Source organism: Martinezella sp. CNPSo 3964 (assembly GCF_057784375.1).
The window spans coordinates 103,463-116,451 of sequence record NZ_JBXSOW010000006.1; the positions used below are offsets into that span (position 1 = coordinate 103,463).

The 12,989-nt window shown below is 61.3% G+C and carries 8 protein-coding genes; 4 read left to right on the plus strand and 4 right to left on the minus strand.

Annotation, left to right across the window (positions count from 1 at the left end; genetic code table 11):
* From AC13Q5_RS19545 to AC13Q5_RS19555, 3 genes are read right to left on the minus strand one after another with little or no spacing between them, the layout of a single operon-like run.
* Complete coding sequence (locus AC13Q5_RS19545) at positions 1 to 1,152, minus strand: ABC transporter permease (RefSeq protein WP_488502838.1); 1,152 nt, start codon at positions 1,150 to 1,152, stop codon at positions 1 to 3.
* The gene (locus AC13Q5_RS19550) at positions 1,149 to 2,909 is read right to left on the minus strand and encodes an ATP-binding cassette domain-containing protein (protein ID WP_488502839.1); all 1,761 of its coding nucleotides are present in this window, start codon (positions 2,907 to 2,909) and stop codon (positions 1,149 to 1,151) included. The genes AC13Q5_RS19545 and AC13Q5_RS19550 overlap by 4 nt, the downstream gene beginning before the upstream one ends.
* Before the next feature lie 12 nt (positions 2,910 to 2,921).
* Positions 2,922 to 3,932 (minus strand): HlyD family secretion protein, encoded by a 1,011-nt coding sequence (locus tag AC13Q5_RS19555; RefSeq protein ID WP_488502840.1) that lies wholly within the window; start codon positions 3,930 to 3,932, stop codon positions 2,922 to 2,924.
* 132 nt (positions 3,933 to 4,064) lie between these two features.
* Here AC13Q5_RS19555 and AC13Q5_RS19560 point away from each other — a divergent pair, with 132 nt between their 5' ends.
* A complete protein-coding gene (locus tag AC13Q5_RS19560) occupies positions 4,065 to 4,763 on the plus strand; it encodes a TetR/AcrR family transcriptional regulator (RefSeq protein WP_457879350.1) in 699 nt (232 codons plus the stop codon).
* A 31-nt stretch (positions 4,764 to 4,794) separates the two neighbouring features.
* On the opposite strand, the gene AC13Q5_RS19565 is transcribed toward AC13Q5_RS19560, so the two are convergent.
* Positions 4,795 to 6,129, minus strand: a complete 1,335-nt coding sequence (locus AC13Q5_RS19565) for a peptidoglycan L,D-endopeptidase MepK (RefSeq protein ID WP_488502841.1) — start codon at positions 6,127 to 6,129, stop codon at positions 4,795 to 4,797.
* Between the two features lie 438 nt (positions 6,130 to 6,567).
* On the opposite strand from AC13Q5_RS19565, the gene AC13Q5_RS19570 reads away from it, so the two are divergent.
* The 3 genes from AC13Q5_RS19570 (at position 6,568) to AC13Q5_RS19580 (ending at position 12,988) form a co-directional block, all read left to right on the plus strand.
* Positions 6,568 to 9,135, plus strand: a complete 2,568-nt coding sequence (locus AC13Q5_RS19570; protein WP_488502842.1) for a winged helix-turn-helix domain-containing protein — start codon at positions 6,568 to 6,570, stop codon at positions 9,133 to 9,135.
* Positions 9,136 to 9,248: 113 nt separating this feature from the next.
* Complete coding sequence (locus AC13Q5_RS19575; RefSeq protein WP_488502843.1) at positions 9,249 to 10,928, plus strand: hydantoinase B/oxoprolinase family protein; 1,680 nt, start codon at positions 9,249 to 9,251, stop codon at positions 10,926 to 10,928.
* Positions 10,925 to 12,988 carry a hydantoinase/oxoprolinase family protein gene (locus tag AC13Q5_RS19580; RefSeq protein WP_488502844.1) on the plus strand — a complete coding sequence of 688 codons (2,064 nt, stop codon included), beginning with the start codon at positions 10,925 to 10,927 and terminating at the stop codon, positions 12,986 to 12,988. Before AC13Q5_RS19575 ends, AC13Q5_RS19580 begins: the two co-directional genes overlap by 4 nt.
* Position 12,989 lies beyond the last annotated feature (1 nt).

Consider the following 12,989-nt stretch of genomic DNA (forward strand, 5'->3'; position numbering starts at 1 on the left):
CTATGCGATCCTCTTTCGGGTCATTCGCACGGCAAGCGCCAAAAGGGCCGTGGCCATGCCGGCAAGCACCGCCGCATTCGGCAGAATGACGCTCCAGATATTGCCGGCGAGAAACAAGGTTTGCAGCAGGGTGACGAAATACCGGCCGGGGAAGATGTAGGTGATGATCTGCACGGCCCAGGGCATGCTCCGCGGATCGAACATGAAGCCCGAGAGCATCATGGCCGGCAGGAAGGTCACGAGAACGGTCACCTGGCTTGCGATGAACTGGCTCTTGGTGATCGAGGATATGGCAAGGCCAAGGCCCAGCGCCACCAGAAGATAGAGCATGGAGACGACGGTGAGGATCAGCAGCGACCCTCGAAGCGGCACGCCGAAGAGCAGCCGGCTGCCGACGACGCACAGTGCAAGGCCAGCAAGTCCGAGAAGAAAATAGGGAACGGTCTTGCCGAGCAGGATCTCGGTCGAGCGCACCGGCGTTACGAACAGCGCCTCGAAGGTGCCGCGTTCCCATTCTCGGGCCATGACGAGGGCGGTCAGAAGCGCGCCGATCAGCGTCATGACGAGGACGACGAGGCCGGGGACAAGGAAGTAGCTGCTATCATTGGCTTCGTTGAACCACAGCCGGGATTCGATCGTGACGCTGCTGCCGCCGACCGTCCCCTTTCGCGACGCTTCCTTGGCGGCCCAGACGCCGACCGCCGCTTCGGCATAGCTCAGCGATATGCGCGCCGTATTGGCATCGCTGCCGTTGACGACCACCTGAACCTCGCCGTTTCCCTGGGCGACCTTGCGCGCGAAATCCGAGGGTATGCGCAGGATGGCCCTTGCCTCGGATGAGAGGAGCATCCTTTCTGCCTCGGCCATCGTCTTGACCGGCTTCGGCGAGAAGTAACTGGAGAGCTCGAAGGCTGCGGCCACGCTGCGCGCTTCGGCCGAATTCTCTTCCATGACGATCGCAACGGGAATGTTCTTGACGTCGAGATTGATGCCGTATCCAAACAGGATCAGCAGCGCCACCGGCATGACGATGCCGATCGCGATGCTGCTCGGGTCGCGCAGGAGCTGCCAGGTTTCCTTGCGGATGAGCGCACGGATGCGGCGCAGGGCTGCGCGAAATCCCTGGACTGGTCTGTCGATGGACTGGGTCATGCCGCCTTCTCCATTTGTCTGTGCCGCTCTTTCTCGACGATGGCGATGAAGGCCTCCTCCATCGTCGCAGCCACCTCGCCATGGGCGCCGGCGTGGGCGCGGATTTCGACCGGCGTTCCCTCGGCCAGGTTCTTGCCGGCATCGAGGATGATGATCCGGTCGCAATATTCGGCCTCTTCCATGAAATGCGTCGTAACGATGATGGTGACACCCTGCTCCGAGAGAGCGGTAATCCGCCCCCAGAATTGCCGTCGCGCCAGCGGGTCGGCACCGCTCGTGGCTTCGTCGAGGAAGAGAATGTCCGGCTCGTGCAGGAGAGCGGCGGCCAATGCCAGCCGCTGCTTGAAACCGCCCGGAAGCTGGCCGCTCGGCAGTCTTGAAAACTGGTCGAGCTCGAACTGGCTCTTTAGTGTGGCGATCCTGTCCTTTCGGTGTTTGCCGCGCAGTCCGTAGGCGCTTGCGAAGAATTCCAGATTCTCGTCGACGCTGAGCTGGCCATAGAGCGAAAATTTCTGTGCGACATAGCCCAGTCGTTCCCGCGCCTTCGCGCCTGCCTTCAGCAGGTCGGAGCCAGCGACCATCAAGGTACCGCCGCTTGCCGGAAGCAGGCCGCAGAGCATTCGGAAGGTCGTGCTCTTTCCCGCACCGTTCGGGCCAAGCAGACCATAGACCTCACCCTTGCGGACGCTGAAGCTGACATGATCGACGGCGGTGAAATCCCCGAACTTGCGGACGAGGTCGCGAACCTGCACGACCGTTTCATCGCCATTGCGATTGCTCGACGAAGCGCCGTCATGGCCTTTGCGCTCGATATCTCCGGCAACAGCATCGAACAGCATCATGAAAGCATCTTCAAAGCGCGGTGCTACGCTTTCTGTCTCAAGCTTCGTGCCGCCCAGCTCCAGTGGCTCGTCCTTCTGGTCCGGCTTGCGTACGATCCGCACGCGGCCGGCCTCCGGCACGGCATCGACAATGCCGGGAAGAGCAAAGAGACGCGCCTGCAGCGACCTTGCCGGCATATCGTTCATGCCCCGGACCATGAAGCAGCAACCATCGGCCTTTGCCGTAATCTTGGATGGTGGCCCCTGGTCGAGGATCTTGCCCGCATGCATAAGCACGGCATGTTCGCAGCGTTCGGCCTCATCAAGGTACGAGGTCGCCATGATCACCGAAAGCCCATCTTCCTTGACGAGCTTGATGACGATTTCCCAGAGCTCGCGCCGCGACAGCGGGTCGACGCCAACCGTGGGCTCGTCGAGCAGCAGCAGTTCCGGCGCCCGCACCAGCGTGCAGGCGAGGCCGAGCTTCTGCTTCATGCCCCCCGACAATTTGCCCGCCGGCCGTTCCTTGAATCGGCCGAGCTGCGTCATCTCGAAAAGCCGGGGATAGGTTTCGTCGCGCTGCAACTGCGTCACGCCATGCAGATCGGCGTAGAGATCGAGGTTCTCCTGAACGCTCAAATCTTCATAGAGGCCGAATTTTTGGGGCATATAGCCGATCCGCTCCTGGACATGTTGCGGCTCTTTGGCGATGTCGATGCCGATCACCTGCAGGCTGCCGCCATCCGGCGCGATGAGGCCGCATGCCAGGCGCAGCAGTGTCGTCTTGCCGGCGCCGTCTGGACCGACGAGCGCCGTCAATGCCCCCTTGCGGACGTCGAGCGAGACATCGGCAAGCGCCTCCACCGTTTCGCCGGTATCCCGCCGAAACGTCTTGCGAACATTCCTTGCTATGACCGAGAGATCGCCGGAGCTCATGGCACCCTCGTTCTATTGCTGTTCGGTAGTGGCAACATTGGCCTGCTCGCCCGGAAGCGGCCTGACGGTTGCCGGCATGCCCAGTCGCAGCACGTTGTCGGGATCGTCAACGAAGATTCTGACTTCATAGACGAGGCTTGTGCGCAGTTCTTCCGTCTGCACCGACTTCGGCGTGAACTCGGCAACGGAGGAAATGAAGCCGATCCATCCCTGGATTGTGCGCCCGGGCAGCGAATCCATGGTGACATTCGCCTTCATGCCGGGGCGGAGCATTCCAAGCTGGGTTTCCGAGACATAGGCGCGCACCCATTTCGGGCTGATGGTCGCAAGCGAAAAGGCTGCACGTGTGGGGGAGGCCATTTCGCCGGGTTCGATCAGTCTTGACTGCACGATCGCGTCGACAGGCGCCTTCAGCTCGGCATCGGCAAGCTGTTGGTGCAGGAGCGCGACATTGGCTTCTGCCGCATGTAGCTGCGCCTCCGCCTCCTGAATGTCCTCGATGCGGGAGCCGACGATGAGCAGATCCAGCGCCTTCTGGTTCGCGACCACTTTGGCGTCGGCAACGGCGGACGCCGAGCGCGCTTCGTCCAGAGCCTGCTGGCTGACGGCGGCTTTGGGAGCAAGGGCGGTCTGACGCTCGAGCTGGGCGCGCGCGTTCACTGCTTCCGCCTTGGCGGATTCGAGATTGGCGCGGGATTGCGCAATCTCCTCCGGGCGACTGCCGTTCTTGAGGCGGTCGAGATTGGCGCGTTGGCTCGCGGCCTGCGCCTCGGCCTGGGCGACCTGCGGCATCAACCGGCTTGTATCCAGCTTGGCAACGATCTGGCCTTTCTTGACTTGTGCGCCCTCTTCGACAAGGACTTCGGCCACACGTTCGCTGCCGTTGAAGGCGAGGCTGAGCTGTCTGAAATCGATATTTCCATAGAGAACGAGTTCGTTCGAGCCGCTGTCCCGATGAAAATACCACCAGGCACCGCCCGCGACGGCGATCAGGAGAACCAGGATGACGATGACGCGCTGCATGCTTAGTTTGAACTCCAAAGAAATGCCGGCCTTGGGGAAACGAACGATGACTGAGACCGATCAGCGGGTGATTATAACACTTGTAAAATTCAAATTTCAAATTAATATTTGAATTAATGGAAGGCAGAACCAATGGCCAAGGGCAATAGACGAACGGCGCGATCTCGGGATCGGCAGGACGGTGCGGCCACGCGGACGAGCTTGCTCGAAGCAGGCGGCGCCGTCTTTGCCGAGTTCGGCTTCGATCGCGCGACTGCAAAGGAAATCGCCTTGCGTGCAGGGACGAACGCGGCGGCGGTGAACTATCACTTCGGCGGCATAGAGGCGCTGTACGAAGATGTTCTTGCTGAGGCGCATCACCGCCTGATGAGTTACGATGTGCTTGCCCGAACGGTTGCCGCAGACATCGAGCCGAAAGAGAAGCTGCGGGGGTTTATCGGGCTGCTGGTCAAGGTCGTGCGAACGGGCAATGAGCATTCATGGCCGGCGAAGGTGATTGTCCGCGAACTGATCGCGCCAACGCCGCATATCGACAAGCTTCGCCGCGAGGAAATTGAACCTAAAAAGGCTTTGCTGTTCGGCGTCATCGCACAGATCATCGGCGTGGCGCCAGATCACCCATTCGTCGCTCAGGCGGCACTTTCGACGATGGCGCCGTGTTTCATGCTGCTCGTTGCCGAGAAACGCGTCTCCGAGATCATTCCGGCGCTCGGGCGGGACGTGACGACGGATGCGGAGCTGGCGGAGCGGTTGGTTCGCTTTGCCCTTGGTGGTCTCGCCCAGCTTTCGCTGTTGGCGCAGGCGGAGAGATCACCGGATCAATCGATCTGACCCTTCACAAATAACGCAGTATGAGGCTACCTCAGCCTTCGAAACCGAACCGTTCGACGTCGAAGTCGTCGCCGTCATAGGCTGCGGCACCGGCCTGGGCCTCCGCCATGTCGTCGTGCATCGGAATGGGCGCACTGACGAGGCTCGGGAGCGTCATGCTGACCGCCATGCCCGGCGGCTGCAGAGCCCAGGCGACGATGGCGCCGGTCGACATGGCCCCGACGCCGCCGGATACTTCCTGCGCGGCGGAGCTCGGCAGCTGTGCCATTGGCTGCATCTTCGCCATGGCGCTGTCGGCCGTATTCTTTGCGTTGTCCGAAACCACAAGCTTTCCGGCGTCGTTGCGGCCCACGACCAGGCTTGCAAGGACGGCAGGCGGAATGGGTCTTTCAGGCGCGGCCGTCGGGATGACGACGATGCTGCTGGTTGGACGCCAGGCCGGCAGCGGAACGGCATAGGCCGCAAGATCGGCAAAGGGCTGGCTCTTGTTTTCTTCAGCCACCCGCTTGCCGAGCTGAAGCTCTAGTCCGTTGATGGCTCGGCTCCTGGGCGTCGGCAGCATGCTGGTGAGAAGGCTGCGGTCGGGCGTCTCGTTGCGAGACGGTAGCGATGATCCGGCGTCGTCATCGTCGTCCGAGACAGCTGCGATCCTGCTGCTCATTTGAGAGGGCCGCTTTTTGGATTGTGCGATCGCCACATCATAACCTGGTAGCGGTCTGCCATCCGCCGGCACATGGAGTGTCTGGCCATTCGGGAAAAGCCGCGCAAGCTCCTGGCGCGACATTCGCGGCCAGGCGCGAACCCTGCCGACATCGAGATGCACGAAGGGCGAGCCGGAATTGGGATAGAAGCCCACACCACCGATCTGCATCTGCATGGCGATCGCGCGCAGGCTGGCAAGCTTCACGCCGGGAATGTAAAAATCCATCGCCTTGCCGAGCGTGTGCTGGCTGTGCTTCGCCACGCCGGAGCTGCGGGACCGGCCTCTCAGCATGTTGTTGGTTGACGGAGAGCGGTAGGCTGAGACGACGTGAATGGATTCTCCCGCACCACTGCGGCGATAGACCTCCCAAACAAGATCGAGCAGCTCCGGATCGATCCTGGTCGGCTCGTTCTTGCGCCAGTCACGCAGGAAACGGTTGATCTGGGCAAGGCCCCGCGGGTCATACTTGCCGCCGCGCTTGAAGGTGATGGTCGCCCTTTCCCCCGTGTGCGTGAAAAAGAGCTTGAGCGCACGATCCTCGGCCGCAGCGGAGCCGGCAAAGGCGCCAAGTATCAGCATCGCGATCAGCGCCACGCGGCAAGCGACGAACGAGAAAGTCGTGGCAAAAACTGTCGTCGGAATGGAAAAGATCACGTGATGCACGGATACGACTTTCGCCCTTGCTAATAGACACAGAAATCAGAGGCGCCGCGTCTGCGGCATCGCTATACCGTCCAATTATGGTCAACAAATCCCTAACGGACCGTTTATAGCCGGAAACGGCAAAATTTTGTCCGTTCGAGCGCATTCATGGGCCGCTGACGTCACCTCTTCGACTGGGCGAGCCTGATTTCAGAAAGCTTCAGCTATGCCGGTGCAATTTTGTGAGCCATCAACCATGGCCTGTAAGGTGTCGCCTTGCGAAAGATGGGGAAAAACCGGCTTTGCAAACGTTTTCGCGTGGGTTGCAAACTGCCTGCCAAGACATCATCATCCCGCCCCATGAGTGGACAGAATCGATTTGCTCCCCCGTCTAGTGGGCAGCAAACAATCAGACGTAGCGACCTGTTGCGGCAGCTCCGGCGGGCCGGGCTGCGCCGTTTGACGACCATTGTCGCACCTGCCGGTTACGGCAAGACCTCCCTTGCCGTCCAATGGTACGAGCTGTTGAAGGAGGATGGCGTCAAGCTCTGCTGGGTGTCGCTCGATGCTGAACACACCAACCAGGAAGCCTTCCTGCTTGCACTGATCGATGCCCTGCAGACGCTGCTTCACGAAGATGGTGCCGACGCCGGCAATCTGCCTGCGGCAGCACTGCTTTCCGTGCTGGCGACGCGGCTGCGCAAGATCGAAGGACCGCTCGTCGTCTTTCTCGACGACTATCATTTCGCCCAGACGGATGCGACCGAGGCGTTGATGGCGAAGATTCTCGCGGACCTCTCGCTCGAACACGTCAAGCTGGTGCTGGTCAGCCGCAGTCCGCCGCGCTTTCCGCTCTCGGCACTGCGGTTGCGTGGTGAGTTCAAGCAGTTCGGCGTTGCCGAGCTTGGCTTTACCGATGCCGAAGCAGGGGAGCTTTTCGCCGGTAAGGGCACTCATCTGACGGAGGAGCAGGTCGGTTCTTTCAATCGCCGGACCGAAGGCTGGGCGGTTGCGCTGCAGATGGTGAGTTTGCTCGTATCGGAATCGGAGGAGAGCGACAGCATTCTGGCCTCTTTCGACGGCGGCGGTGCCGACATGGGCTCCTACCTGTCGGAGCAGGTGTTCGAACATCTGCCTGAAGACATACGCCAGTTTCTCATCGGCACGGCCGCCCTTCCAGCCTTCAATCATTCGTTGCTCGAAGCCGTTCTGGAAAGCAGAGAGCAGGCGGATCTTAGTGAAAGGCTGGCTGACTACGCCCTTCCGGTCACATTGCTTGCAGGCCCCGGCAACTGGATGCGGTTTCATCCGGTCTTCAACGAGTTCCTCAAGAAGACCGCCAGTCGCAGGGGGATCGATGCCAATCTTGCGCTCAATCGCGCGGCCCACTGGTTTGAAGCCCATGGCGACATAGATCGGGCCGTGCATCACGCGCTTTCGGCAGGCGATGCCAATCTTGCCGCACGTATCGTCGAGACCGCCGGCGGCTGGCGACGCGTCTATGCCACCACCCGCGGCGGCGCAACGCTCTTTCAGGCCTTGAGCGGACGTGCCTCGGAAATCGATCTCGTCCGCTTTCCGCTTTCAACACTTGGGCTCTCGATCTTCAACGCCAAGGCGGCGCATCTGGCTGCGGCCAATCACTATCTTGTCATCGCCGAGCGGGCCGCAGTTGCAGACCCGACCTTGGCAAAGGACCTGCGTGTCGTGCGCATTCTGCTGGCGCTTTATACGGATCACTGGGCGACGGCGGCCGATCTTTCTGCGCTTGAAGACGATTTGCGGCAGCCGGATGGAATGGAGCTCATCCATCGGGCGCTGGCGCTCAACATGCTCTCCTACAATTTCCTGATCCGCAGCGAGCTTGATCGGGCACTGCATTACGGGCATCTGGCCATTCGCGCCTTTCGCGACGGTGGAGCCGATTTCGGCGCCATGCACCTCTATACCCATATCGGCCAGGCCTTCTTTCTCTCCGGCGATTGTGCGAGCGCACTCTCGGCCTATGACGAGCTGATCTGCGAAGCGCAGACGAATATCGGTCCGGGTAGCGATCTCGATGCCGTCGGCCAGGTGTTGAAGGCCGAGGTTCTGTCGATGCGCGGCGACGCGGAGACAGCGGCGGAGATGCTCGGATGGGCGCTGCCGCATCTTGAGCTTCACGATACCTGGTTCGATCTTCTGGCTGCTGGTTTCATGGCCGAGCAACGGGTCCTGCGGATGCGCGAGGATTTGCTTGCCGCCCATGCGGCGATGGATCGCATTCGTGCCGTGGCGCGGCGGCGCGGTTTCGATCGGCTCACACGTCTGATCGATGGCGAGCGTGCCATGTTGCTCATGGCATCGGGCGATCTCGATCAGGCAATCCGCCATGCCGAGGCCAATGGCTTCGGCATGCAGGCAATCGTTTCAGATCGCGCCAATACCCTGGCCATCCATCTGCGCGGAGCCACGCCGGCGATCTTCTGGACACGTGCATACCTGGCCCTTGGCGAGAAGGCCAAGGCGCGCGAGGTCTTTGATCAGTTCAGGATGCGTCAGGCGCAACGTCCGCATGTTCCGCGCGCGATCGAGCTTACTCTCATCGAAATAGGAATTCTTCTGGCGGAAGGCCGCGCGGATCTCGCCGCCGCCAGCCTTTCCGATCTCGTCTTGACGATGCCTCTCGACGACTACCGGGCGCTGCTTCATCTCGACCACTCCGCGGGGCTCGGGGAGCTTCGCGCACTCGCCAATCATCCAACGGTCGCAAACGTTCCTCGAAAGCGTCTTCAGTCGCTGCTCATGAGTGAGGAGACGGCGCAAGAGCCCGCCATCGATGAGGGCGGCTACGCCTTTACCGGCCGAGAGCGCATGGTGCTGGAATTGCTGAGTTCGGGGCTTTCCAACAAGGAAATCGGCCGGATGCTGGCCCTGTCCGACAATACGATCAAGTTTCACCTGCGCAATATCTTTGCGAAGCTCAACGTCTCGACGCGGACTGCGGCGGTGACGGCAGCACGCCAAAAGGGCATGCTTGATCGCTAACCCACCCGTTCGGGTGGGTTTTGGTATTGCCGCCCACCCATCGGGAAGGCTATCGATGGACGAAAAAACACCTAATCTGCACTCGTGCGAATATAATAACGAGGGGTAGATTCGTGATCGTCGTCGATCCGGTGACGCAGGAGATTATCGAGGGCAAGCTGGCAGCCACCGTCGATGAGATGGGTGTGGTCATGGCCAGGACCTCGATGAGTCCTGTTATCTATGAGGTGCTTGATTTCGCCTGTGGTCTCCTCACCCGTGAAGGTGAGCTCGTGGCGCAGATGAACGGCATCACCCTGTTCACCGGCACTTTCGGCACCCAGGTCAAGTCATTGATCGCACTCTACGGCGACGACTTGGAAGATGGTGACATCCTGCTCACCAACGACCCCTATTCCGGCGGCACGCATGCCTGCGATTTTGCCATCGTCAAGCCGATCTTCTTCGATGGCCGGATACTGGCCTATGCCATCAATGTCGCCCACTATCTCGATGTCGGTGGCTCGGTTCCGGGCTCGCTTGCTCCCAACGCCACCTCCGTCTTCCAGGAAGGGTTGAGGTTGCCGGGCGTCAAAGTGGTCCGCAGCGATCGTTTTTCGGGCGAGGTCTTGCGCATCATCCGCGAGAACGTCCGTCTGCCCGAAGTCGCGATCGGCGACCTCACGGCGCAGGTTGCGACCGTGCGCGTTGCTGCTCGCCGCATGGGCGAACTCGCGCGCAAATACGGCACCGATGTCGTCGAGGCCGCATTCGATCACCTCTTGTCGGTCAGCGAGAAGCAGGCCCGCGCCGCCATCGCCGCACTGCCCGACGGAACCTACGAGGCGCAAGATATTATCGACGGGGATGGCGTCACCACCGATCCCATCTCGGTCAAGGTAATTGTCACGATCGCTGGAGATCGCCTGACGGCAGATTTCACCGGTTGCCCGCCGGCTGTTGCAGGCCCGATCAACTGCGCGGCGGGTGCGCTGCAGTCGGCCGTGCGCACCATCTTCAAGGCGCTGGTCGCGCCGCAGGCGCCGTCCAATGAGGGCTGGTTCCGGCCGCTCTCCGTCATCGCGCCAAAGGGATCGGTTTTCACTGCCGAGAAGCCGTCGCCGACAGGCTGGTATTATGAGGGCTCGGTGCATGCTTCCGAACTCGTCTGGAAGGCGCTTGCCAAGCTTATGCCTGAGCGCTTTTCCGCCGGTTCCTATACGAGCCTCTGCGTCGTCTATGTCGCCGGCAAGGATGAGGCTGGACAGCCATTCATCCACATCGAGCCGCAACATGGCGGCTGGGGCGCGAGCAGGGACGGCGATGGCGCCAATGCGCTGATCGCACTTACCGATGGCGATACCTACAATTACTCGGTCGAAGTGATCGAGGCGCGCTTTCCGTTGCTCGTGCGCCGCTATGCGCTGAACGTCGAAGGAGGATCGGGCGCCGGCCGCCGCCGTGGCGGTTTCGGTGTCATCCGTGACTACGAAGTTTTGGGCGACGGCGCGTCGGCCTATTGCAGCTTCGGACGAACGGACACGCCTCCCTGGGGGATCGAAGGCGGTAAATCCGGCAGTATCAATCTTCTGCAGGTGGAAGAGAACGGCGGAAAAGTTCTTAATTTTGGCCGCGAGCCGCATATAGGTCTGAACCGCGGCGATCTCGTGCGGATCATCACCGGCGGCGGCGGTGGCTGGGGCGATCCGCGTGCTCGCGAGCCGGAACAGGTCCGTCGCGATGTTGAAGATGGCTACATCACCAGCGAGGTGGCGCGCAGCCTGTATGGATATGAAGAGGGTATGGCGTCATGATCAGACTGGCGACGGATGTAGGCGGTACCTTTACCGACCTCGTCGGTTATGATGAGCGCACGGGCGAGATCTTTACCGCCAAGAGCCTGACGACCGTCCACGACCAATCCGAAGGCGTGCTAACGGCGATCGAACTTGCCGAAAAGAAGGACGGGCTTTCGACCCGCGATGTGATTTTCTTCGCCCATGGCGGAACGACTGTCATCAATGCGATCACCGAGCGCAAGGGCGTCAAGACGGCGCTGGTGACCACCTTCGGCTTTCGCGACGTGTTGGAAATCGGTCGCGGCAATCGCCCCGATCTCTACAATCTCCAGTTCAAGAGCCCGGAAGCTTTCGTGCCGCGCAGCCTGCGCTTCGAGGTGCGCGAACGTCTGGACGCCAAGGGTCGGGTGCTGACGCCTATCGAGCTTGGCGATCTCGAACCGATCATCCGCGAATGCCGCTCCCGCAAGGTCGAAGCGGTCGCCGTCATCTTCCTCCACAGTTACGCCAATCCCGAACATGAAATCGCCTGCGCCAAGGCGATCGCCGAGGCGCTGCCGGATGTCACGGTCTGCGCCAGCCACGAGGTCTCCCGTCAATGGCGGGAATATGAGCGCTCCAACACGGCGGTGCTCAATGCCTATGTGCAGCCGATCATCAAGCGCTACTTCGCGCGGCTTGAAAGCGCGCTGACCGAGCGCGATCTCACCTGCCCCTACTATGCCATGCAGTCGAACGGCGGAATCTCCACCTTTGATCAGGCGCAGATGAGCCCGCTGACGCTGGTCGAATCCGGACCGGCTGGTGGCGTGGCGGGTGCCGCGCGCATCGGCACCGTGCTTGGCGAATCCGAAGTGCTGTCGCTCGATGTCGGGGGCACGACGGCCAAATGCTCGTTGATCCACGACAGCCGCCCAACGCTCGACAGCGAGTACAAGCTCGAACATACGCGTATCGCCCCCGGCTATCCGGTGCAGGTGCCGGTGGTCGATATCGTGGAAATCGGCGCCGGCGGCGGGTCGATTGCCCGTATCGACGAGCGCGGCGCGCTCTGCGTCGGCCCGGAAAGCGCTGGTTCCACGCCGGGGCCTGCCTGCTATGGTCGTGGTGGTGAGAAGCCTACCCTTTCCGATGCACTGCTGACACTCGGCATCTTCGATCCGGCAAGCTTTGCCGGCGGCCAGATGCAGCTCGACAAGTCCAAGGCGGCCACGGCAATCGCGACGGTTGCCAAGCCGATGGGGTTGTCGGTCGAGGATGCGGCGCTCGCCATCGTCGAGATCGCCCATGCCTCAATGATCAATGCGCTGAAGCTGGTAACCGTCCAGCGCGGGCACGATCCACGCGATGCCGCTTTCGTCATTTCAGGGGGAGCAGGACCCGCTCTTGCTGCGCGCCTTGGGCGCGATCTCGGTGTGAAGATGACGGTCGTGCCGCCGCATCCCGGCATATTTTCGGCCTGGGGAATGCTCGCGGCAGAGCCGCGGGCCGATTTCCGCAGCACGTGGTTCTCTCCTCTCGGTCCGGAAGCCGTCAGCAATCTGAAGCGCCGTTTCGATGAATTGAAGCGTGAGGCGGTCAAATATTTCTCCAAAGGCGATGCCGCCGAGATTCGCTATGTCTGCCGCGTCGAAGCCCGATATCGCGGACAGGAGCACGGCGTCTTTGCCCTCTTCGAAATGGACGACGACGCTGGAAGCTTTGCGAAACGTTTCCATGCCGCTCATGAGCGCGCTTATACCTTCCACCTGCCCAGTTCGCCGGTTGAGATCACGATGATCCATCTGGAGGCCGTGCTTCACGGCACGGTCATCGCCATTCCGAAACTCGATGGCGCCGGCCGTTCGCTGGAGACGGCCTTCAAAGGGCATCGCGAGGTCTATTTTGGTGGGATGATCGGTTGGGAGTCTTGCCCCGTCTACGAGCGCACGCGGCTGCCGTCTTCCGAGAAGATTGCTGGCCCCCTCGTCATCGAGGAGGCGACGGCGACATCGCTGGTTCTTGCCGGACAGGAGCTGGAAGTGAGCGAGGAGGGCTTGTTGCTCATCCGCGAATGTGATGGGGGACGCGTCTAGT